Source organism: Alcaligenes sp. EGD-AK7 (genome assembly GCF_000465875.3).
Taxonomy (GTDB): domain Bacteria; phylum Pseudomonadota; class Gammaproteobacteria; order Burkholderiales; family Burkholderiaceae_B; genus Alcaligenes; species Alcaligenes phenolicus.
In genome coordinates, this window is sequence record NZ_AVOG02000034.1 from 198,598 (window position 1) to 220,525 (window position 21,928).

General features: G+C 55.3%; 19 protein-coding genes. 1 reads left to right on the plus strand and 18 read right to left on the minus strand.

Annotation, left to right across the window (positions count from 1 at the left end):
- Nucleotides 1-249 precede the first annotated feature (249 nt).
- Nucleotides 250-1,641 carry a DUF6056 family protein gene (locus tag N879_RS13930; RefSeq protein ID WP_021447141.1) on the plus strand — a complete coding sequence of 464 codons (1,392 nt, stop codon included), beginning with the start codon at nucleotides 250-252 and terminating at the stop codon, nucleotides 1,639-1,641.
- Nucleotides 1,642-2,055: 414 nt separating this feature from the next.
- Here N879_RS13930 and N879_RS13935 read toward each other — a convergent pair whose 3' ends face one another.
- The 18 genes from N879_RS13935 to N879_RS14015 form a co-directional block, all read right to left on the minus strand.
- The gene (locus tag N879_RS13935; protein ID WP_009464173.1) at nucleotides 2,056-3,093 is read right to left on the minus strand and encodes a TRAP transporter substrate-binding protein; all 1,038 of its coding nucleotides are present in this window, start codon (nucleotides 3,091-3,093) and stop codon (nucleotides 2,056-2,058) included.
- 141 nt (nucleotides 3,094-3,234) lie between these two features.
- Nucleotides 3,235-4,524, minus strand: a complete 1,290-nt coding sequence (locus N879_RS13940; protein WP_021447142.1) for a TRAP transporter large permease — start codon at nucleotides 4,522-4,524, stop codon at nucleotides 3,235-3,237.
- A 15-nt stretch (nucleotides 4,525-4,539) separates the two neighbouring features.
- The gene (locus N879_RS13945) at nucleotides 4,540-5,043 is read right to left on the minus strand and encodes a TRAP transporter small permease (protein ID WP_009464436.1); all 504 of its coding nucleotides are present in this window, start codon (nucleotides 5,041-5,043) and stop codon (nucleotides 4,540-4,542) included.
- A 499-nt stretch (nucleotides 5,044-5,542) separates the two neighbouring features.
- A complete protein-coding gene (locus N879_RS13950; protein WP_022983398.1) occupies nucleotides 5,543-6,379 on the minus strand; it encodes a DMT family transporter in 837 nt (278 codons plus the stop codon).
- Between the two features lie 2 nt (nucleotides 6,380-6,381).
- Nucleotides 6,382-7,053 (minus strand): fatty acid desaturase, encoded by a 672-nt coding sequence (locus N879_RS20090; protein ID WP_200914606.1) that lies wholly within the window; start codon nucleotides 7,051-7,053, stop codon nucleotides 6,382-6,384.
- Between the two features lie 585 nt (nucleotides 7,054-7,638).
- The gene (locus N879_RS13955; protein ID WP_009463811.1) at nucleotides 7,639-8,370 is read right to left on the minus strand and encodes an SDR family NAD(P)-dependent oxidoreductase; all 732 of its coding nucleotides are present in this window, start codon (nucleotides 8,368-8,370) and stop codon (nucleotides 7,639-7,641) included.
- Nucleotides 8,371-8,391: 21 nt separating this feature from the next.
- Nucleotides 8,392-8,793: a Zn-ribbon domain-containing OB-fold protein gene (locus tag N879_RS13960; protein ID WP_009463812.1), complete on the minus strand. Its 402-nt coding sequence runs from the start codon at nucleotides 8,791-8,793 to the stop codon at nucleotides 8,392-8,394.
- Complete coding sequence (locus N879_RS13965; RefSeq protein WP_021447145.1) at nucleotides 8,793-9,974, minus strand: thiolase family protein; 1,182 nt, start codon at nucleotides 9,972-9,974, stop codon at nucleotides 8,793-8,795. Before N879_RS13965 ends, N879_RS13960 begins: the two co-directional genes overlap by 1 nt.
- Nucleotides 9,975-9,978: 4 nt before the next feature.
- Nucleotides 9,979-11,610, minus strand: a complete 1,632-nt coding sequence (locus N879_RS13970) for an AMP-binding protein (protein WP_021447146.1) — start codon at nucleotides 11,608-11,610, stop codon at nucleotides 9,979-9,981.
- 19 nt (nucleotides 11,611-11,629) lie between these two features.
- On the minus strand, nucleotides 11,630-12,112 hold the full coding sequence (locus tag N879_RS13975) for an aromatic-ring-hydroxylating dioxygenase subunit beta (RefSeq protein ID WP_009463815.1): 483 nt from the start codon (nucleotides 12,110-12,112) through the stop codon (nucleotides 11,630-11,632).
- Between the two features lie 2 nt (nucleotides 12,113-12,114).
- Complete coding sequence (locus N879_RS13980; RefSeq protein WP_009463816.1) at nucleotides 12,115-13,449, minus strand: aromatic ring-hydroxylating dioxygenase subunit alpha; 1,335 nt, start codon at nucleotides 13,447-13,449, stop codon at nucleotides 12,115-12,117.
- 23 nt (nucleotides 13,450-13,472) lie between these two features.
- A complete protein-coding gene (locus tag N879_RS13985) occupies nucleotides 13,473-14,441 on the minus strand; it encodes a PDR/VanB family oxidoreductase (protein ID WP_009463817.1) in 969 nt (322 codons plus the stop codon).
- A 330-nt stretch (nucleotides 14,442-14,771) separates the two neighbouring features.
- Nucleotides 14,772-15,560 (minus strand): cyclase family protein, encoded by a 789-nt coding sequence (locus N879_RS13990; protein ID WP_009463818.1) that lies wholly within the window; start codon nucleotides 15,558-15,560, stop codon nucleotides 14,772-14,774.
- A 246-nt stretch (nucleotides 15,561-15,806) separates the two neighbouring features.
- Nucleotides 15,807-16,835: a carbon-nitrogen hydrolase family protein gene (locus N879_RS13995; protein ID WP_009463819.1), complete on the minus strand. Its 1,029-nt coding sequence runs from the start codon at nucleotides 16,833-16,835 to the stop codon at nucleotides 15,807-15,809.
- 15 nt (nucleotides 16,836-16,850) lie between these two features.
- On the minus strand, nucleotides 16,851-17,774 hold the full coding sequence (locus N879_RS14000; RefSeq protein WP_009463820.1) for a fumarylacetoacetate hydrolase family protein: 924 nt from the start codon (nucleotides 17,772-17,774) through the stop codon (nucleotides 16,851-16,853).
- A gap of 95 nt (nucleotides 17,775-17,869) precedes the next feature.
- Nucleotides 17,870-18,994, minus strand: a complete 1,125-nt coding sequence (locus tag N879_RS14005) for a cupin domain-containing protein (protein WP_009463821.1) — start codon at nucleotides 18,992-18,994, stop codon at nucleotides 17,870-17,872.
- A gap of 21 nt (nucleotides 18,995-19,015) precedes the next feature.
- The gene (locus N879_RS14010; RefSeq protein WP_009463822.1) at nucleotides 19,016-21,352 is read right to left on the minus strand and encodes a bifunctional salicylyl-CoA 5-hydroxylase/oxidoreductase; all 2,337 of its coding nucleotides are present in this window, start codon (nucleotides 21,350-21,352) and stop codon (nucleotides 19,016-19,018) included.
- A gap of 130 nt (nucleotides 21,353-21,482) precedes the next feature.
- Entirely contained in the window at nucleotides 21,483-21,926 is a 444-nt protein-coding gene (locus N879_RS14015; RefSeq protein WP_009463823.1) for an acyl-CoA thioesterase, read from the minus strand.
- Nucleotides 21,927-21,928 lie beyond the last annotated feature (2 nt).

Here is a 21,928-nt window from a genome sequence, read left to right on the forward strand (position 1 = left end):
CACTTTGCGCAGCGCCTAGCCAATAAGCGCAAGAAGCCGCAAAAGCAGGGAAAACCCCGATTTGGTTTAGATTTAAAGGATGACGATCAGCAAAGTGGTTAAACGCTGTGTTTCAACGGGTATCTGAGATAATTCTTCGCTTCCCGCCCAGTGAATAATCAATATCACCTGGGCCTGAACACCCAGGACGGCGAGCGATGTGTAATACCGTCGTCATTGGCCTGGCCACAAACACGCCGCTTCATCTCGATGAGCCCAACTCTCTCTTTTGCTGAATCCCGATTCAGCCAGGCCCTGCTCGGCCACCGTTTTGGTGCCTGGGCCTTTATTACTTTTGCGGTGCTGGCCGTGATGGCTACGTGGGCCATTTATTGGCTCACCCCCATGATCTCGGACGACTTCAACTACGCCAACAAAGGCATTGCATGGACGTCGATCAAGCAACATTACCTGCAATGGAGCGGTCGTCTGGTCTCGGATACGCTCTCCAGCGCCATGCTCACGCTGGCTCCGGGATGGCTGAAAGCCACACTGAATACAGCGGCCCTGTTTGGCCTGGTCACGGTACTGACAGCACTGGGGGCCCAACTGGCCGGACGAGCCTTGCGCCCGTCTTTACTGCTGCTGGTGTTCACCTTGTATTGGCTGGTCAACCCCCATCTGGGGCAAACCACATTCTGGTTGGTAGGCGCCGCCAACTACCTGTGGCCCAATCTGTTCAACTTTGGTTTTGTGCTGGCCTTTATTTACTACTTGCAAAAGGGGGGCAAGCCCTCTGTGATCACAGGCTTGGCGCTCTGCCTTCTGGGCCTGCTGGCCGGTTGTTCCAATGAAAACACCGGCATTATCAGCTGGTGTTTGCTGGCGTATCTGGGCCTAAGGCACTTTCAGCGCACAGGTTCGCTCGGTTCATGGCATCTGGTTTGGTTGCTCTGTATGGGGCTGGGAGTCGCCGTATTGGTCCTGGCGCCGGGCAATCAAGTACGCGCAGAGGTCTTTGCTCATTGGTATGACCAGCCTTTGTTATGGCGCATTGGGGAGCATTTTGGTCGCCGTTTCCCGGACGCCCTATTGCGGTACTGGGGGGTGATTCTAGTGATGCTGGTTTGGCGTTTTGCCATAGGGCCTGCGTCTTCTGAATCTGTACGCCGGGCAATGTGGCTGCTCATTGGCGCATCGCTTCTGGCCAATGCCATTCTGGTTCTGGCACCTAATATCCCCAAGCGAGCCTTGAATGGCGGCTTGATGTATCTGCTGGTGGCCTTGTCTATTTACGGACATAATTTATTGGCGCAAGGGCAACGCGTTATACCCATGCAGCGCAACCTGTTAGTAACCTTGGGGGCCTGCGGCACGCTATGGCTGGTATCCAGCGGATTAATGTTGCGCAGCTATCACGGCACCTGGGAGCAGGATCAGGTACGACGCACTATCTTGGCCGATGCCCACAAGCATCAGCGTCATCACGTAAAGCTACCCAAGTATTTTTTCCTGCCCACGTTGCGTTCGCGGGATCGCTTCGATATGCACCTCGACCCCAAGGCCATGGCCCGATACTTCCGCAGCAAGGCGGTGATCAATGAATATGCCGTCAATCAGCACTATGACCTGGAGACGGGGGCACCACCGCCCACGCCTTAAAGCTTGAGGACTTGTGCATTTCCTCCGCTGCAAGCCGATTCAGGCCCTGGGGGACTGGCAGGGCGAGTCAGACTACTTGCCGCAGGCAAGGGAGAGCGTAGGGATGCAAGCATCCTGCTGTTTGAGCCGGACGCTTGTACTTGGTCCGGGGGACCAAGTACCCGGCGAGTTCAGGATGCGCCCGTAGCTCTCTCTTGACCAGGGCACCGGTGCGCAGCACCGGCAAGTGTTCAGCCCTGCCAGCCCCCCAGGGCCTGAAGCGGCGTTTTACAGGGAGAAGCGTCCACAATGACTACAGCAGCAACCCGGCTGCCTATCCTTTGCCCTCACAACAGCCCCTCCCAAAAACATAAAAAAACCCCGCTCTCCCAAAGGAAAGCGGGGCCAAGACTGTAGTGTGTCTCTTGCTGCGTATTACTTGGCAGCGCTCAGCTCTTTGATCTGCTCGCGGAAGTAGGCCAGAGCGGCTTTACCGTCAATGCCCTTCTTGTCGGCCGCTTTGATCCAGTCTTCTTCAACAAAGGCCAGACGCTCTTTCATCTGGTCTGCTGCTTCACCCTGGATGCGCAGTGTTTTCAGGCCAGCTGCGGTGTGCTTCTCAATGGCTTGCTGTTCGGCAGCCTGCCATTTGGAACCAAAGTCGTTGGCAATCCATTCGCCGCTGATCTTCTCGATAGCAGCGCGGTCGGCTTCAGACAGGCTGTTCCATTTGCGCTCGTTCATGAACATGTACTGGCTGGATTTGCCAAAGCCACCGGGCACCGACACGGCAGTCTTGACCAGCTTGTCCAGTTTCCAGTTATCCAATTGATCATACTGGAAGTACATACCGTCGATCACACCACGCGACAGCATTTCGTAGCTGTCCGAAGCAGGCGCGTTCACGGTCACAATGCCCAGGGCCTTGCCAATCGCATCAAACAAAGGGCTAGGCGAGCGCAGCTTCTTGCCTTTCAGATCATCAATGCTTTGCACATTGTCCTGACTGGTGAAGATCACGGTGGCAGGGCTGGTCCACATACCCAACAGTTTCACGCCCTTGTGCTCGTTGGCACCCATCATGAATTTTTCGTAAGTGCGCCAGTAAGCCACCGAGTTCACGCCGCCGTCATCAGTGGTGAAGGGCAGTTCGGCAAACTCGATCAGCGGGAAGCGGTTAGCCGTGTAGCTGTGTACCGACATGCCCATATCAGCAATACCGTTACGCACCAGATCCAGGTGAGCTTGCGGCTTGCCCAGCGCGTTGATGAACTCCACCTTCACGCGGCCTTCGGTAGCTTTTTCCACTTCCTGAGCCCAGGGCTCAAACATATTGGTCACAATAAAGTGGCCTGGAGGCATCCACTGGGAAAAACGCAGGGTGGTAACTTCAGCCGCAACCGAAGGCATGGTCGGTGCCAGGGCTGCTGCAGCCAGGCCCAGGCTCAAGGCCAATTTTTTGAAAACACGCATCTCGACTCCTCGTAAATTATTTTGCTGCCGGGCCACTACAGCCCGGCGTCCAGGCCACTTGATGGGACAGTAAACAGGTCCTGGACCTGCACACCCAGCGGCTTTACTGCTGCCCGGATCACAACTGCATCCGGGCCGGGTTTACATACTGTTCGGGACAACCAGAACAATCCAGGGGACAAACACCAGCAAGAGCAAACGCACGATATCCATCATTACAAAGGGAGTCACACCCCGAATAATGGTGCCCAAAGGAACATCGGGCATCACGTTCTTGATCATGAAAATGTTCAGACCCAACGGAGGGGTAATCAGACTGATTTCAGCAGCCACCACCACGATGATGCCGAACCACACCAGATCAAAGCCCAGAGAGGCCACAATCGGGTAGAAGATAGGCACCGTCAGCATGACCATGGACATGGTTTCCAGGAAACAACCCAGAACCAGGTAAATCGCGCAGATGATCAGAATCACCACAATGGGCGACACATCAATGCCCTGGATGAAACCCAGCAACTGATTAGGCAAACCAGCCACGGTCAGGAAGTTGGTAAAGACCAGCGCACCAATCACCAAAGCAAACATGATGGCCGTGGTTTGAGCGGCTTCAATCAGCACCGTCAGGTACATGCGAGGCTGCCAGCCACGACGCTTCAGGGTCAGCAAGAAGGTCGCTGCAGCGCCAATACCCGCCGCTTCTGTCGGGGTGAAGACACCCCCGTAAATACCGCCCATGATGACGATGAACAGCACGGTAATGGCCATCACGCCTTTGGTCGCCTCAAAGCGCTCGCGCCAGCTAGCTTTTTCGCCAGGACGGCCCAGATTCGGGTTGATCGCGGTAATGATCATCACCGTGATCAGGTACATCAGCATGGCAATCATGCCGGGCAGGAAGCCGGCGGCAAACAGCTTGCCAATGTCGGTTTCGGTCAAGATCCCGTAGACCACCATCATCACGCTGGGCGGAATCAGAATGCCCAGGGTGCCGCCTGCCGCAATACTGCCGGTAGCCAGACGATCGTCATAGTTGTACTTGCGCATATTGGGCATGGCCACACGACCCATGGCCGCTGTGGTGGCCATACTGGAGCCACAGAGTGCACTAAAGGCACCACAGGCAACAATCGTGGCCATCGCCAGACCACCACGCAGGTGACCAATAAAGGCGTGAGCGGCTTTGTACAGGTCCTTGGACAAGCCCGAGGCATTGACCAGATTACCCATCAAGATGAACAGCGGCAGCACGGTAAAGCTGTAGCTCATGGCCGTGTCGTAGCTGGTCTGCGCCGCCATGGTCAAGGCCGCTTCCATGCCGGTAAAGAAGGCAAAACCCAGCGTACCAACCAGCAACATGCCCCAGGCAATGGGCAAACCCAGAAATAAGCTACCCAGCAGGACAGCCAGTCCGATAATAGAAATCAACATGAAAAAACTCCGTCTTTATCGGCTTGGAGAGCTAAAAATCTTGAACAGGGAAGCCACAGTGGCAATGCCGGTCATGGTGGCGATGATGTAGGCAAACGGGGCAATGGGCACTTGCAAGGCGTTGCTCATATCGCCGTAGTCGGCCAGCTCGTTGGCGTGACTCCACAGGTAGACAGTCAACACGGCCAACATGACGGTAGAGACCACATTGATCACGAATTGCTGGATACGACGCGCCACTGGACCTAGCCAGGCGTCAATCAAACTGACGGTCAAGTGTTGCTGGTGCCAGGTAACACGCGGCAAGGCCGCAAAAATCAGCACACCCAGCAAGAGTTCGCTGGCTTCATAAGCGCCCAGCAAAGGGGCGTGAAATACGTACCGGCCTATCACGTCCACGGTAGTGATCCCTGTCATCAGGATCAAGATGACCACACAGGCAGCATCCAGAATTGTCTCTACAACTCGTACTACTCCACGTGAACGCACCAGCTCCATTCCTGGCAGATCGTCGTTCATTACAGCTCCACTCTTTTTGGCCGGCGAAGGCCCGTTTTTTGGGTCATCATGCACCTCGAAAAATCGACGCGCATTGTTATATTTCTGTTCTAAATAGTTTATAGATGAACAAATCCAGGTAAATAGAAAGAAACCCTTAATTCCATCCAAAATCATGGATTCGTGGTTTCTATCTCACATGGCAAGAAATATGGCCAGCAACAAGTGCACTTGTCCTGTGCAGGAGCAGCGGAACTCTGCCGCAGCAGCCGTGACGACTGACTCTACTCTACGGAGGGCAGGCAAACATTGGCTTTACGGAGGGGAAAAAAGTGGCCACCGGAAGGTCCGTTTGGCTTCATGCAGCCCCCTCTCCAACCAGTCTGCTCGAAGTACGCCTGGGGGCATAAAAAGGCCATTTAATGGAACAGCCCCCCCACAATATCAGGCATAGATCCAGACATTGAAGGACGGAGTTGATAGATTCCGCCTGTTAAGGCAGTCGCTATCCCCGCCCGCTCTACGAGCGCGCGAACTGATAAATACCGATCAAAATGACCGCGGCCCCTAACAAGCTCATTACCGTGGGCTGCTCGTGAAAGATCAGTAATGAAGCAATCATCACAAAAACAGGTTCGGATAATTCACATACCTGGACCTTAGAGGCGGACGTCAATGAAACAGCTCGTATTGTGCAATAAAAGCCCAGCATAGACGGCACAACTGCCAATAAGGCGATCAACACCCAAGCCTCTTGGCTAGGTAGTACAAAGCCTACTTGAGCAGCAGGAAAAAATAAAAATATAGATCCGGCCATTAACAGTGATCGCGTAACAAAAATACCACTACCTAAACCCCAACGCTTCGCCAATACCGTAAACAAGCCGTAGCCCAAACCAGCCAGCGCAGCCATACCAATCCCTTGAAGACCTTGGGGATTAGCCAAATCAAACAAAAAGGTAAGCCCGAGCAAACATAAAACGATGCCAAGCAACTGCCCCCTCGAAGGCAAGCGACGAGCAAACCAGGACTCCAGAGCAAACGCACTCAATGCCGCACAAGCCATCATAGAAAAAACCACATTAGCAGCAGAGTCATGTTGATAAGCGTTTGTTTCAAAAAAAAACAAACAAAAAATACCAAAAAATGCGCAAATCAGAACTACGCGCCAATCGGAAGGAAAATTAGAACGCCTTGGAAAAAAAACCCATAAAACCACCACCCCTAGCAATGCTCGATAAAATGCAATCAACGCACCATCCATCTCAAGCAATAAGAATTTGCTAAAAATAGCAATGGTAGAATTAAGAAATGCAGCTAGAAATGCAAAAAATATACCTGATCTCAAGGAAAACAAAACTAATCCTTTTTATTAACCTGAAATGAATTACTTAACCATAAGGGTGGAGAGTGAGTAGTAGAAGAAAAAATTCCACCAAATCTAGAGTTAACAGAAAAATAGCTACCATCTCTGAGCAAAATAGAATGCGCTTTCCTCATATTCCAAAAAGGAATAGCTGGAAAAAGATGGTGTACGAGATGAAATCGCTCATTATGAATGCCAGTAAAAAAATTCTCTACTACATTACCAAACCTGTTTCTAGAAGCATACAAATCAACTTCAGCCTTACCTACAAGAGGATAATGCTCAGCAGTTTCAATAAACCAACTAATAGTTTGAAAAACAGTTAAATAGGGGAGAAGCCAATATAATAAGAAAAAATACCAGCCTACAAAATATGCACCAATGGCCCCAAAAACGAACAAAGAAAGAAGCATAGAGAATAGATCAAAACCACTTAAATTCTTTAATAATCTATGCCCAATTAAATATCGTAAATTTTCAAAAAAATTAATTTGAAAAATAGGTTTTATAAAAAAATTTAAGTAAAAACCTAATCTAGTCTGCTTGTTGTAAACACCAGAAGAAATATAATAAGAATAATCAGGATCCCTATGCTTATTACCAAGAAAAATATGATGATCCAGGACATGTGATTTTTTATAAGAATCCCATGTTTGAAAAACCAAACAACCAGAAAAAAACTACCTATAGCTCTATTTAATATTCTATTTTTAGCAAGAACAAGATGACTAGATTCATGAAGCAGCGTTGCTAAAGCCCTCTGCCTAGCCCCTATAACTAAAATAGACAAAGGAGCTAAAAAAAACCATTTTTCGGCTAAAAAAAAGATAGCACCACAAAAAAATAGTTAGAAAACAGAGCAAAAATAGAGTGATAATTATCTAATTTATACAATTTTTTGATATCTAATAGTATATCTGGGCTGAATCTATGTTTTTGCAGCCTAAAATTTAAATCAACACTCATTACTCCCTCACTCTGAAACATATCCGTAAAATATATTTTTTGACCTAGGACAAATTATTTCAAGAAATAAAGGGGAAATCAAATATGAAAAAATTAGATAAATTGATTTTCTTATCTGATAATTATTACTAAAAATGAGAACCTTTGAACGGATAATATCAAGCAATATTCCATTGAAATCCAAATACAACTTACAAAAAAAAGCTAGCTGCCTAAAAGGCAGCTAGCTCACAATGAATACTAAAACACCAAATCGGAGCGAGGCTACAATGCTCCCATCGACATTAAATCGTCAGCGTACCCACGCTGGCACCACCGCAGACATACAGGGTCTGGCCGGTGATGAAGCTGTTTTCAGGGTCCGAGAAGAACATGGTGGCGCGACTGATGTCATCCGCACGGCCTAGACGCTTCACAGGAATCGCGGCTGCCAGTTTGGCTTCACGTTCGCTACCGGCTTCGACCACGTCGTAGAACATATTGGTGGTGATGGGGCCGGGGGCAATCACGTTGACGGTAATGCCTTGGTCCGCCAGTTCCAGCGCCCAGGTACGGGCCATGCCCAACATGCCTGCCTTGGTAGCAGCGTAGGCGGTACGGGTTTGCAGACCCAGCGCACCCCGCGAAGACATCAGCACAATGCGGCCAAAGTGGCGCTCGCGCATGCCAGGCACCACCGCCTGGGTAATCTGCAAGGCTGCACCCAGGTGAATCTGTGTCAGACCCTGCAAGTCTTCCAGCTTGACCTCGTCCAGCAAGGCGGGCCAGATCACACCCGCATTGTGGATGAAGTGGGTCACTTCAAAACGTTCGGCAATATCCTTGGCGGCTTTCTCGGTTGCTGCTGCATCCAGCAAATCCACCTGCACGCAGTGCAGACGCTCGTGCGTCCAGGGCAGGACATTGCGCGCCATGCTGATCACGGTGTAACCCTGATCCAGCATCTTGCGGCAAATGTCTTCACCAATACCGGTGCTGCCGCCCGTCACAATGGCGGTGTATTGAGCTTGTGTCATCTTGATTGTCTCCAGGCAAATTCAGGGCGCAGGGCGCGCCACCAGCACGGCTACGCCGCCAGCATCCAGCTCCAGACTCAGGCGCACTTTCTCGTCCGCCTGCCCGCCTTCGGGCAAGTGGGCGATGGCAAAAGGGCCGCAATCCAGGGCAACTGTGCCGATATGCCAGGGCAGTCGTGCCTGAAAGTAGGGTTCATTGCTGTGATGCAAGGTGGTCGTGGCCTGCAGAACACCCGTGTCGGCAACGGCCTGCCAGTTCAGCGTCGTGTGCAAGCAATGGCCGCACACATCGCGGGCGGGATACTGCACCGTGCCGCAGGACGGGCACACTTGCAGGGCGAATTTGCCGCGTTGGGCGGCTTCGGTCAGTCCGGCTGCCGTGGCGCTGCGTGCACCCGGTGGCAAGATTTGGGTATCGCTCATCACTGCCCCCGTTCCAGCAAGGCCGCAGCAGTACAAATGCCGCGGTCGTAATTGATCATGCCAAAGCCGGACACCAGGCCGATGCGGGCATTGGCCACTTGCGTGTCGCCTGCGGTATCCGTCAATTGGCGCAAGGCCTGAACCAGACCCAGGTAGCCGCCTGCTGCACCGGCCTGGCCTACCGATAGCTGTCCGCCACTGGTATTGAAGGGAAAGCTGCCGTCCACCGTAAAAGTGTTCTTGCGGATGAACTCCGGGCCTTCGCCCTTGGCGCAGAATCCCAGGTCTTCAAACTGCAGGACGTTGATGACGGGGTAGTCATCGTAGGTTTCCATGAAATCCACGTCTGCCGGGGTGAGGCCCGCATGTTCGTAGAACGCATCCTTGTCCATGGCCCAGCCACCGCGATGCTGCACAGGGTCTTCAGGGAAAGCGTTGTGACGCTCGATGGTAGAACGGATACGGACATAAGGCAGGCCCAGTGCTTCGGCCTGTTCACGGCGCATGACCAGATAGCCTTCGGCTCCGGCACACGGCATCACGCAGTCAAACAAGTGGATGGGATCGGCAATGACGCGCGCCTCCATGTACTGTTCCAGCGTCAGCGGTTTTTTCATCAGGGCATGCGGGTTGCGCAGCGCATTATCGCGCTGGGCGACGCACAGCTTGCCGAAATCTTCACGCGTGGCACCGTAGTGACGCATGTAGTAGTCCGTCAGCAGCGCAAAGCTGGCGTTGGGGCCACCGGCACCATATGGGTAGACGGCATCCTGCGAGAAACGGGAAAAGCCCGACACCGTGTTCTTGAAGGATTCACGGTGGTTGGTATCACCCGCAATACACGCCACGATGGACGCATCGCCACACTGCACGGCGCGGGCCGCACGACGCATGGCCACCACACCGCTGGCCCCACCCATGGGGATATGGTCCAGCCAGCGTGGGCTCATCTGAAAATGCTGCATCACGCCTACGGCAGTGTCCGAACCCAGCGTGAAGCTGGATACACACACACCATCGACATCGGCTTTTTTCAGGCCGGATTGGGCCAGCAACTGGCCCAATGCCGCACCCAGCCACCAATGCGCGGTCTGCTCGGAATGGCGCTCGTAGGGGATGGTCACCGGGGCGACCAGCACCACATCGTCATAGCCCTGGCGGGCTGCTTGCGGCAAGGCCATGGGCTTAGGCCTCCTGACGTTTTTTCAGGTGATTCGTGTTCACGCAGGCCGGGTTTTCCAGCGCAGCCAGAGCAACCGTTTTCAGTTCACCGCGCTGGATCTTGTTGGTCGAAGTCAGCGGCAAAGCATCCACAAACAGAACGTAGCCGGGCACCTTGAAGTAGGCCAGCTGGGTCAGGCCCCACTGCACCATTTCCTGGGCAGCCTGTTCGCGCTGTTCCTGGGTTTCAATTGGGTTGTGCGGCACCACCAGCGCCATCACTTCGTCGCCACGGATGGCGTCGGGCACGGCGGCCACGGCAATGGAGCGCACCAGCGGGTGCTGCTGCATGATGTTTTCCACTTCCACGGCAGCGATGTTCTCGCCACTGCGACGGATCACGTTCTTTTTGCGGTCCACAAAGTGCAGATAGCCTTGTTCGTCGCGGCAAACAATGTCGCCCGTGTGGAACCAGCCGCCTTCCCAGGCTTCGTCGGTTGCTGCCGGGTCTTTCCAGTAGCCGGAGAAAAAGCCGTAGCGTGGGTTGTCACCGGCCGAGCGCACCAGCAATTCGCCGTTTTCACCGGCTTGAGCGGGTTCGCCATCGTCCTTGCGCAACAGCACTTCCACCACGGGCATTTCCTTGCCAAAGCAGGAGGTGCCGATAAAGCGGGGCTCGTGATTGGCGATGATGCTGGCACCCGCGCCGGTTTCCGTCATGGCCCAGGCTTCCAGCAGGGGGAAACCAAAGCGTTCTTCAAAGATAGGATGCAGACCACGGTCCACACCAGCGCCAAAACCAAAGCGCACATTGTGTTGACGGTCTTTTTCGCTGGCCTCGGCCTTCATCAGGATGGCAGGCATCACACCCAGGTAATGCACCACGGTTGCGCCGGATTCGCGCACCGAATCCCACCAGCTGCGTGGGTGAAAACGGTCCAGGGAGATCAGGCAACCGCCGGTCTTGACCATGGCCATGGTCGAGCAGGCCATGGCATTCATGTGGAACAGGGGCAGCGGAGTCAGCATGCGCTCTTTGCCATGCTCCAGCGAAGCCAGACCACCAATGTCGCGGTACCACTCACCGGCGTAATGGAAGTACTGGTTGGACAGCATGCAGCCCTTGGGGCGGCCTGTGGTGCCGGAGGTGTACAACAGAGCACATTCACTGTGTTCGTCAGGAATGTCACAGGAACGGGCGGCGGCGCGGCTTACCATGGGTGGCACATCGCCGTCGGCCATGATGGCAAAGGGCTGGCCTGCACGCTGAGCTGCTTCCACCAGATCCTGGTGACGGCTGGGCAGGGCAATGGCCATGATCATTTCCGAATGGCCGATCAGGTATTCCAGCTCGGCAGCGCGCAAATCAGGATTGATTGGCACAATCGACACGCCCAGGCTGTTCAGCGCGAACCAGTGCAGGAAGAACACGGGGCGGTTCTCCAGCAGGATGCCGACGCGGTGGCCGTGGCCGTAGCCAGCAGCGGCGTAGCCGGCGCGCAAGGCGTCGATACGCTCCAGCGCCTGACCATAAGTCAGCTCGCCCGCTTCAATACCGTAGATCTCGGCGGTCTCAGGCAGGGTACATACAAAGGGCTTGTCGCCCCATTTCTGGGCGGTGTCTCGAAAAGCCTGGTAGACCGTGGTGTTGGCCATCAAAAATTCTCCTGTCCTGTCACATAAACAACTGGATATTGCCGAAAGGCGCGTCGCAATTGAGCAGATCCACCCGTTTCAGACGGATCTTCAAGGCGTCGTCCTGGCGCACCAGGGTGTAGGTATTCCAACCCACATAGATATCTTGGTTGTCGCCACGCGTTTCCGTGTAATGGAAGGCGCAACGCACGGTGTATTCGCCTTTTTCCTCGTCCATGCTTTCCACAGTGGGTTGCTGGAGCAGGTGATGGCTGCGGCTCTTGGGCTGCTGGGAAAAGGTACGGCGGCCTGCCAGACGTTCCACACGGATACGCAGCAAGAGCTTGTCCTCGTGCATCAGGGACGCGTGCAAACGGGCGTCCTGCTGATCGTGCACCAGCGGCATCCAGTAGTAGCCATCCTCGGTGAACAGGTCGAGCCATTGCTCGTAGCGCTGCTCATCCAGCAGGCGGGCTTCCGCATACACAAAATCGATAAGGGCCTGACGGCTGATTTCGCTCATGGTTATTCCTCTTCTTTCTTGGCCTGCTGCTCGGGCAGCATGAACTTCAACCAGGCGCGGAACTGGGCGCGCATCTGCATTTCGCTGGTGCCGTTGATCACCACGTTCTTTTGCTGGTCTTCATCTTTTTCCACCAGACGGGCCAGGTTCATCCAGTCGCGACCACGCGACTGCAAACCGTGCTGGGCACGCTCGTACATTTCCAGGTCATCGTGACCGACCATGGAGGTCGGGGCGTTGATCAGGCGGTTGTACATCAGGGTGCGTTCCAGGAAGGTGTCGGGTGCACCCACCAGGCGGAAGGTCCAGGATTCCACCAGGGTTTTGTCAGCGGCCAGCGGCTTGAACAAACGCAAGGTCTGGATCGGGCCCTTGACCATGATGTTGGGGAAGTAGCAAGTGTTGTGACGCGTATCGCCCAAAATGGCTTTGGCGCGCTCCTCACCGTAGGCTTCGACCATCTGGTCCCAGTAACCCGGAATTTCGGAGTAATCAGCGTGAATGGAATTGCTCACGCCGGTATGGCCGTGACCGTTTTCCCACACGCGAATGCCCATGCCTTCGTAGAACTCGTAAGGCGACATGAAGGGGGCAAACAATTCAACGGCCATGGGCTTGGGCGTACCCGGAGGGGCCGCTTCCCAGGCTTTCACAGCAGTACCCGCCGAGGACTCGTGCGCCACCATGGGGTGACAGGTATCGGTCTGGTTATCGACCAGCATTTTCCAGTTGCACTGGTGCATGTAACGCATCACGCCACCGGCCACTTCCAGACGGCCTTCGGGGGAGCGATCCACCATATTGTCGATGGTGCTCAGGGACTCGCCAAAGAATTCCTCAAAGCCAATGCCTTCATCGGCCAGGCGACAGAACACGAAATCGCGGTACACCTTGACGTTCTGTACTGCGGCCATGCCCTTGCTGCCTTCGGTGCATTCAAAGCCGGTGTTCTCGTAGCCTTTCTTCAAAGGGATGGACAACAGGGAGCCGTCCGTCTTGAACGTCCAGGCGTGGTAGGGGCAACGGAAGAATTTACCCGTGTTGCCACAGGTCTCGCCCGCCACTTGCACACCTTTGTGCGGGCAACGGTTGTAGAGCACGCGGATGCTGTCATCGGTATGGCGCACCATTATGACCGATTCAGTACCGACCGTCGTGGTGTAGAAGTCGCCTTTATTGGGCACCTGGCTGGCATGGCCAACGTAGACCCAGGTATTGACGAACAACTGCTCCATCTCCAGTTCAAACAGCTCCTGGTTGATGTACAAATCCTTGTGGACCTCGGCCTCGCGTACCAATTCGCGGATGGCCTGGGGATTATCACGATACTTTTCCATCATGTTCTCCGTCGCCCTTGGGCTTATAGATCCAGCACCAGACGCGGGGTCTTGGCGCGGGAAATACAGATCTGGATGACCTTGTTGCTGGCTTTTTCCGAGTCGCTCAGGAAGTAGTCGCGGTGGTCAACCTCGCCTTCGATCACATCACAGGTACAGACGCCGCACTCGCCGCGTTTGCAGTCGATCATGGGGTCCAGGCCCTGCTCTTCCATCACGTCCACAATGGTCTTGTCCGCGGGAATTTGCAGGGTCACGCCGCTTTGGCGCAGTTCCACTTCAAAAGGCTGGTCGCCTTCCTGGGGAGCAGCCGTCACAAACAGCTCGAAGTGCACATGGTCGCCAGGCCAGCCACGTTGCTTGCAGGCTTCAATCACGGCATCAATCATGCCTTTGGGGCCGCAGACGTAGATGTGCTGGTCTTTGGACAGACCGTCGAGCAGGGTATTCAGGCAGAAACGGCCTTCGCTGTCGTCCGCGTAGTGACGCAGAGCCGGGCCGGACAGGGCGCTCAGCTCATCCAGAAAGGCCAGTTGTTCCACGCTGCGACCGGCATAGTGCAGCTGATAAGGGCGGCCCTGGTGATGCAAGGCAGCGGCCATGCTGGCAATGGGGGTGATACCGATACCACCGGCAATCAGCACGGTTTCGGTTTCGCCTTCAGCGGCAGCATGCAAGGGGAAATCATTCTTGGGGCCAGCCACGCGCAGCGTATCGCCTACTTTCAGGCTGTGCATGAAGCGCGAACCACCCGAGCTGTTGTCTTCCAGGCGCACGCCCAGACGATAACAGGTCGGACCCTGTGCCGTGTCGGCGTCCAGCGAAATCAGGGAATAGCAGCGGTGATCGTTCAGATCAGGAATCTGTACCTGCAGGTGCGAACCCGGCGCAAACGCGGGCAGGGAACCGGCCTGGGCAGGCTCTAGCGTAAAACTGCGAATCAGCGGGGATGCGTTCTGGATGTCCCGGATAACGAGTTCAAAAGTATCCATCATGTGCCTACCATTGAGCATGACTACATCAATTACCCAGCCAAAAAGGCCAAGCCGTGGCATGATGTAGCGCCGCAGGGGGCAATGGGACGGTATCGCGTAACCTGAAAAAGGCTGCGTAAGGCTCGTCTACTGTCTCCGCTAAAACCGGCTGCCTGACACCAAGACTGGCTGTATGGCTGGATCTCTATTCATTCTTTTGTGAATTTATTTTATTGATGAATAGTTTACGGATAAATATATACTGCCGAATATAATGGAAAACCACTAGGTGAGAAAACAGCAGAACCGCATGGTACACAGTTCTGCCACTTCCCCACCGTTTTCTACTTACTGAGCAACCAGTGCGACCACGCGCAATGGGCTGCCGGAACCGCCTTCAATCTTCAACGGGGCCGACATGATCAGTGCACCTTGAGGGGGCAGCTGATCCAGGTTGCACAGGCACTGCAGACCGTAACGGTTGGCACCGTGCATCAGAGTGTGGCAAGGGTAGCCAATAGGCCAGGAGTAGGATTGGCCAGCATCGGTGTTGATGGTTTCAACGCCAAAACCGTGAACCTTGCGCTCGTGAATCATCCACTCTACCGCTTCCTGAGCTGGGCCAGGCGTGTGAGCACCGTCTTCACGCATGTTCAGGAAGGCCTCGGCGTCGTTCACGCGTTTAGACCAGTCGGTGCGAAACAGCACCCAGGCGCCTTCAGGGATACGGCCATGCTTGGCTTCCCAGTTCAACAGGAACTCGGAGGTCAGGATGAAGTCTTCGTTCTGGGCCACTTCAGCAGAAGCATCAACTACCACGGCAGGGCGCAGGAAGTTGTCCACTGGAATAGTGTCGACCGTGTTGTCTGGATGGTCCTTGCCGGAAATCCAGTGCGCAGGCGCGTCAAAGTGGGTACCGGTGTGTTCGCCACAGGTGAAGTTGTTCCAGTACCAGCCTGGGCCGTTCTCGTCGTATTGGCTGATGCGCTCAATCGAGAAACCGGCAGTCTGGCCAAATTGGGGGGGCAGTTGCAAGGCGGGGAAGCTGGGAGACAGAGTCTGGGTCAGATCCACAAAACGGACCTGCTTGCTGTCGATCGCCTGGATAAAGGCTGCCAATGGGTTCTTGTCGCTCATTTCATCTCCTACTTGGGTCTTATGTCGTCGTTATCGTTGCCTGCCCTGCATGGCGCAGGATAGGGACCAGCCGTTAAAACAGCCCGCTCCTTCAGGCCCGGCACCGCCTTCCTTACAAAGGCAGCTTGCATCTTGGACCGCTGCGGCAAAGCCACGACGGTTTTTTTTGAGCAGGTCGCTTGAGCAAAGAGACCTGTCAAAAAACGGTCCCGATCCACACAGGGAAAGGGACCGTCTTGAACCTTCTTACGCTTCCTTGTCGTCCAGAACGGAGAACTCGGCAGGATTCAGGTCTGGCTGGGACGCTGCGTCGCCTTCGTAAAAGCGGGCAGGAGTCAAAGCCTTGCGGTTCACACGCAGGTCAAACACGTCAAAACGGTTGTAGTGACCAGTGATATCGTGCATTTGACGCGGCTGGATGCAGCGCGACAGATCGATGTCGGCGTAGGCAATGCCTTCCTTGTCGATCAGTGCTTCGCCCTGAACGCGGCCATCGGGGCCAATAATGCCCGAGAACGCGCTGTTGGGACGAGCCAGCAGATCACGTGCTTCAGGGTGGCTGGCCGACATGGCTTCGATGATTTCCTCGGAAACCGTCGAGCAAGCCACAACCGTAAACACCTTGCCTTCAAAGCAGTGAGCAGCAGCACGCAGGCGAATCGCTTCCGCCATGTCGTAGTCTTTCGGTGCCACGGGCAAGGCGATGTAGCTGGCAACGTGTACCAGTTCACCTTGCGACAACAGGCTGAAACGAGCCAGCGTGTTGGTGTTTTCACCGCAAGCCAAGGCACCCAGAGGGCCAATAGTGGTGTCATGCACGCGCATCGAGGACGCATCGCCGTTGGCCCAGGTCAGCTTTTCAGCCCAGGTGGGAACCAGTTTGCGGTGACGGCCCAGAATGCGACCGTCAGCGCCGATGGTGACCAGCGTGTTGTAAATGGTGCCGATGCCAACGGGACTGCGCTCGTTCACACCCAACACCACGTTGACCTTGCGCTGGCGACAAACCTGCGCAACCTTCTGGATCTCGGGACCGGGCACTTCGATGGCCGATTTGCACAGGCGCTCGAACCACGGGCTACCGTCGATCGGGTTCATCACCCAGCTCCAGTAGGGGTAACCGGAGACGAACACCTCGGGGAAGGCGATCAGCTCGGCACCGTTATCGGCCGCTTCGTTGATCAGGCGACATACTTTTTCAATAGTCGCATTCGTATCCAGGAACACGGGCGCTGCCTGAACGGCGGCGGCCTTGAACTGACGCAATTCCAGCATCATGCTCTCCTTTACTTAGTTTTGGGGGGTGACGTCCACGATGGGGTGGCGCAGTTCGCCAATGCCTTCAACCACAGCGTGCACTACGTCACCAGGCCACATCCACTCTTGAGGATCACGGCCAGCGCCCACGCCTTCTGGGGTACCGGTAGCAATGATGTCACCGGGTTCCAGCGTGATACCGGCACTGATGTCAGCGATCAGGTCGTTCACGTTGAACAGCATGTGCTTGGTGTTGGAGCTTTGCTTGGTCACACCGTTCAGAGTCAGGCTCAGGTTCAGGTTGTGCGGGTCGGTCAGCTCGTCAGCGGTCACGATCACGGGGCCGAAAGGAGCGTAGGTGTCCTGGCCTTTGGAGTAGATCCACTGACCGGCACGACGGCAGTCGCGGGCGCTCACGTCGATCATGACGGAGTAACCGAACACGTACTTCAGGGCGTCTTCTTTGGCCACGCGCTGAGCACGGGTGCCCATGATCACGGCCAGTTCCACTTCCCAGTCCATTTGCTGAGTGATGTTCTTGTTGTGCTCGATGGCATCGCCAGGGCCAACCACAGTGGTTGGTGGCTTGGAGAAAATCACGGGCTGCTTGGGCAGCTCTTTGGAGGTGTCCAGAGTACGGCTGGATTCGGCTACGTGTTCCACGTAGTTCAGGCCGATACCAAAGATGTTCTTGCGTGGGCGTGGGATAGGAGCCAACAGCTTGACGTTGGCCAGGGGCAGCGCCACACCGAAAGGCATATCGTCGGCGTAGGTTTCCAGCAAGCGAGCCGTGGAAGTCACAGCGGCTGGGCCCAGGTCGATGAAATCGAGCATATTGTCAGGCAGCATGTGGCCTGTGGCGTCGCCCAGGTAACCCAGGTCAACCACCAAATCACCCACAATGGCACCCAAGCGGCCAGCGGCAGCAACTTCACTACGGTACGTTACAAGACGCATTTCTATCTCCAGATTGGGCCATCTTGTGCAGATGGCTTGAATAAATCGGGTCGACCCGCCTTGGCAGGCCGTCCAAATAAGTTAAACAAGTAGTCTTACAGCAGGACCTGATGGCCGCCGTTCTCTGCCAGCGCTTCTTCGCGGTACAGATTCAGGGCACGCATCACGGGCAGGTCATGGAACGAGAACAGGCAAGCGTCATCAGACGAGGAGCCGTTCACGTGCTCATGGAACATCCAGGATGGTACGCAGAAAATGTCGCGTTCGCGCCAGTCAAAGCGTTTGCCATTGATGATCGAATAACCTTCACCCTTGGCGCATTGGTAAATAATGCTGCCGGTGTGACGGTGGGCCTTGGTGTGTTCACCGGGGCGCAGCATCTGCATGCTGGCACCAATGGTGGCCATGACAGGGCCGCCGGTCAGCGGGTTGATGTAGTCCATGATGACGCCATCAAAGGGGCTGCCGTCCGTTACCTTGGCGTAGGCCGACAAGGCTTCGTAGGTGGGCTCCCACTCGTACTTGAGCAGGGGCGAGTACGGTTTTTGCCAGTCGTGCAAGGTGGGCTTCAGACCACGACCACCCCAGATACCCACCGCGTCGTTGACGGGGTGCGTAATGGCCTGGGTCAGATCCGGGTGAACCGCGTAGAAACCGGCTTCCAGGGCGTTGACCAGCGGAATGTCCAGACCGTCTTGCCAGATGCAAGGCAGGCCGTCAGCTTCCACACCGTGCTCGTGCCAGCAACCGTTAGGCGTCAGCACGAAGTCGTTGGCGCCCAAGGTCATCTTGTGGCCGTCCACGATGGTGTAGGCACCGCGGCCTTCCATGATGAAACGCAGGGCCGAGGAGGAGTGCGCATGTGCGGAAGCCGCTTCACCCGGTTTCATGACCTGCAAACCGGAGTACAGCCAGCCCACCGCCGCCGAGACTTCCTGGCGACCGGGGTTGTTCAGGTAAATCACACGACGACCGGCCTTTTCAGGGCTGACCAGATCCACCGAACGCAACACGTAATCGCGCAGGTCGCGGTAGCGCCAGACCACAGGCACGGATTCGGACTTGGGCTCCCAGGGCTCGATCTTGTTGGCCACGGTCCACAGGGCACCGGCCTCAAACTGAGTCAAATCCTGGTAGTACTTCACCAGTTCGGGCGTGTCCTCAACATCTGCACGACCGAGCACGCTTTCGCGGTGGGTGTCAAAACGTTCTTCCGACATGATGCTGTCTCCTTTCGTGTTTTATGACTTGGCAGGGCCGTCCTGGGCCACTGGCGCACGTTTGATTTGGCGCTGCAACCAGTCCTTGCCCCATTCGTACTGAACGGGCCAGGCCAGGTCGGTGTAACCCAGCTCCGCAGCCTGACGTTGTGGCCAGTTCGCATCGGCCAGAAAGCCTCGCGACAGGGCGCACAGGTCAGCACGGCCTGCAGCAATAATGCTGTTGGCGTGATCCGCTTCCATGATCGAACCCACCGCCATGGTGGCGATACCGGCTTCGTTACGGATACGGTCGGAGAATGGCGTCTGGTACATGCGGCCGTAAATTGGCTGCTGCTCCAGCACCACTTCACCCGAGGACACGTCGATCAGATCGGCACCGGCTTGCTTGAACAGGCGGGCAATTTCCACACCGTCGTCCGCCGTGTTGCCACCTTCGGCCCAGTCTGTTGCCGAGATACGCACCAGGATGGGCTTGTTCTCTGGCCAGACGGCACGGATAGCGGCAAACACTTCCAGCGGGTAAGCCATGCGATTTTCCAGACTACCACCAAATTCGTCACTACGCTGATTAGTCAGTGGCGAGATGAAGCTGGACAAGAGGTAACCGTGGGCGGCTTGCAATTCAATGCAGTCAAAGCCAGCCTGGTCAGCGCGCTTGGCGGCGGCCACAAAGGCGTCACGAATTTCGTCCATCTGGGCACGAGTGATCTCGGCAGGCACGGCAGTGACGCCAGCCTGGTAAGGCAGGGCGGAGGCCGACACCAAAGGCCAGTTGCCTTCAGCCAGCGGCTGATTGGCTTTTTCCCAACCCAGCTGCGTCGAACCGCGACGGCCAGCGTGGCCCAGTTGCACACCGATCTTGGCACCCTGTTCGTGGGCGAAAGCCACCACAGGTTTCCAGGCATTGGCCTGCTCATCGTTCCACAGACCGGTACAACCGGGAGTGACACGACCTTCAGGCGTCACGGCCGTCATTTCAGCCATGATCAGGCCAGCGCCACCCATGGCGCGGCTGCCGTAATGCACCTGGTGTGTGGCACCGGGCATGCCGTCCTTGGCGCTGTACATCAGCGTGGGCGAGAGCACGACACGGTTCTTCAACTGCATGTCGCGCAGCTTGAAGGGCGTGAACATGGGCGAGGGAGCCTTTTCACCGTCGGCCAGCTTCATGCCAGCTTCGGTCGCCATCCAGCGCTCGTATTTTTCCAGCCAGGCCGCGTCACGCATACGCATGTTCTCGTGCGAGATGCGCTGCGAACGGGTCAGCATGGAGTAGGTGAACTGCTCGGGCTTCATATTGGCGTAACGGGCCACGTTCTCGAACCATTCGGTCGAGTTGCGGGCGGCGTTCTGAATGCGCAATACGTCCACGCTACGAGCGGCTTCGTAATCTTTCAGGGCCTCTTCCATGGACTCGTGGTCCATGTGCTGGGCCAGCGTAATGGCATCTTCCAGAGCCAGCTTGGTGCCGGAACCGATGGAGAAGTGAGCGGTGTGAGCGGCATCGCCCATCAGCACCACAGGAACCTTCTTGCCGGTGCCGTAATCTTGCCAGTGCACCCACTTGTTGCAGATAACGCGTGGGAAGCGGATCCAGATGGCTGAACCGCGCAGGTGAGTCGCGTTACTGATCAGCTTGTTGCCATCCAGGTGGTCGGCAAACAGCTTCTCGCAGTAGGCAATGGCCTCTTCCTGCGACATTTCGCCAATACCGGCTTTCTGCCAGGTCTCTTCAGGCGTTTCCACGATGAACGTGGACAGGCCATCCTGGAAGCGGTAGGCGTGAGCCTGGAACCAGCCGTGTTCGGTTTCAACAAAAATGAAGTTGAAGGCGTCGAACACTTTTTCCGTACCCAGCCACACAAAGCGGCAGTTACGGGTGTCGATATCGGGCTGGTACACGTCTTCGTAGCGGGTACGAATGGCGCTGTTGATGCCGTCAGAAGCAATCAGGATATCTGCGTTGTACTTGCGGGCCAGTTCAGCTTCGTCCGTGACCACGGTCTCGAACACCAGCTTGACGCCCACTTCTTCACAGCGAGCCTGCAGGATGTTCAGCAATTTCTTGCGACCAATCCCGATAAAGCCATGACCGCTGGAGCGCACGGCGCTACCTTTGAAATGGCACTCAATGTCGTCCCAGTGGTTGAACGCATCACCGATGGTCTGCGCGGACACAGGGTCAGCTTCACGCAGGTTTTCCATGGTCGCGTCCGAGAACACCACACCCCAGCCAAAGGTGTCGTACGGTCGGTTGCGCTCGATGACAAAAACCTCGTTCTGAGGGTTTTGCAACTTCATCAGCAAACCGAAATACAAGCCGGCTGGGCCTCCGCCAATACATACGATATTCATGATATGTCCGTATGGTCTGAATACATGCTTCTGAGCATAGTATATTTATTAATAAATATTATACAAGTCAACTATTTAAATCAAAAAAAATACCTGACCTGCACACTGCCTGCTACTACTTCAAACTAGATCAAGCCTTGCTGCTTTCTGGCTGGGCAATCACATACTCTTGCATGGGGTTGCGCAGGAAATCAGGGATAGGAATACCCAAGTGCGTCTCCAGCGAGGTGGTCACCACGGTCTGGCGCACTTGCATACGCAACACACCGTCTTTACCGATGCAGCGCAACAGCAGCGTCAAGGAGCTATTGCCAATGCGTTCCACACCCAGGCTCATCACCACATCATCACCCATACGGCTGATGGACTTGAACTCGGCTTCGATATGCACCGAGGGCATGCCCACCCGTTTGCTGGCGATCATGTTGTGAAAACCCTCGGGGGTCATGGAGTCGATCCATGCTTCCATCAGGTCGTTAAACATCACAAAGTACTGCGGATAAAAAACGATACCCGCTGGATCGCATTCCGAAAAACGGATGCGATGTTCTTGTTCGTACAGCTTGGAAACCATGT

Bases quoted from the DNA above. Each gene is read 5' to 3' on its own strand.
- N879_RS13970 (WP_021447146.1), bottom strand. From the start codon at position 11,610: ATGGCCAACACCACGGTCTACCAGGCTTTTCGAGACACCGCCCAGAAA.
- N879_RS14010 (WP_009463822.1), bottom strand. From the start codon at position 21,352: ATGAATATCGTATGTATTGGCGGAGGCCCAGCCGGCTTGTATTTCGGT.
- N879_RS13940 (WP_021447142.1), bottom strand. From the start codon at position 4,524: ATGTTGATTTCTATTATCGGACTGGCTGTCCTGCTGGGTAGCTTATTT.
- N879_RS13990 (WP_009463818.1), bottom strand. From the start codon at position 15,560: ATGAGCGACAAGAACCCATTGGCAGCCTTTATCCAGGCGATCGACAGC.
- N879_RS14005 (WP_009463821.1), bottom strand. From the start codon at position 18,994: ATGTCGGAAGAACGTTTTGACACCCACCGCGAAAGCGTGCTCGGTCGT.
- N879_RS14015 (WP_009463823.1), bottom strand. From the start codon at position 21,926: ATGGTTTCCAAGCTGTACGAACAAGAACATCGCATCCGTTTTTCGGAA.
- N879_RS13980 (WP_009463816.1), bottom strand. From the start codon at position 13,449: ATGGAAAAGTATCGTGATAATCCCCAGGCCATCCGCGAATTGGTACGC.
- N879_RS13945 (WP_009464436.1), bottom strand. From the start codon at position 5,043: ATGAACGACGATCTGCCAGGAATGGAGCTGGTGCGTTCACGTGGAGTA.
- N879_RS13960 (WP_009463812.1), bottom strand. From the start codon at position 8,793: ATGAGCGATACCCAAATCTTGCCACCGGGTGCACGCAGCGCCACGGCA.
- N879_RS14000 (WP_009463820.1), bottom strand. From the start codon at position 17,774: ATGCGTCTTGTAACGTACCGTAGTGAAGTTGCTGCCGCTGGCCGCTTG.
- N879_RS13955 (WP_009463811.1), bottom strand. From the start codon at position 8,370: ATGACACAAGCTCAATACACCGCCATTGTGACGGGCGGCAGCACCGGT.
- N879_RS13930 (WP_021447141.1), top strand. From the start codon at position 250: ATGAGCCCAACTCTCTCTTTTGCTGAATCCCGATTCAGCCAGGCCCTG.
- N879_RS13995 (WP_009463819.1), bottom strand. From the start codon at position 16,835: ATGCTGGAATTGCGTCAGTTCAAGGCCGCCGCCGTTCAGGCAGCGCCC.
- N879_RS13975 (WP_009463815.1), bottom strand. From the start codon at position 12,112: ATGAGCGAAATCAGCCGTCAGGCCCTTATCGATTTTGTGTATGCGGAA.
- N879_RS13965 (WP_021447145.1), bottom strand. From the start codon at position 9,974: ATGGCCTTGCCGCAAGCAGCCCGCCAGGGCTATGACGATGTGGTGCTG.
- N879_RS13935 (WP_009464173.1), bottom strand. From the start codon at position 3,093: ATGCGTGTTTTCAAAAAATTGGCCTTGAGCCTGGGCCTGGCTGCAGCA.
- N879_RS13985 (WP_009463817.1), bottom strand. From the start codon at position 14,441: ATGGATACTTTTGAACTCGTTATCCGGGACATCCAGAACGCATCCCCG.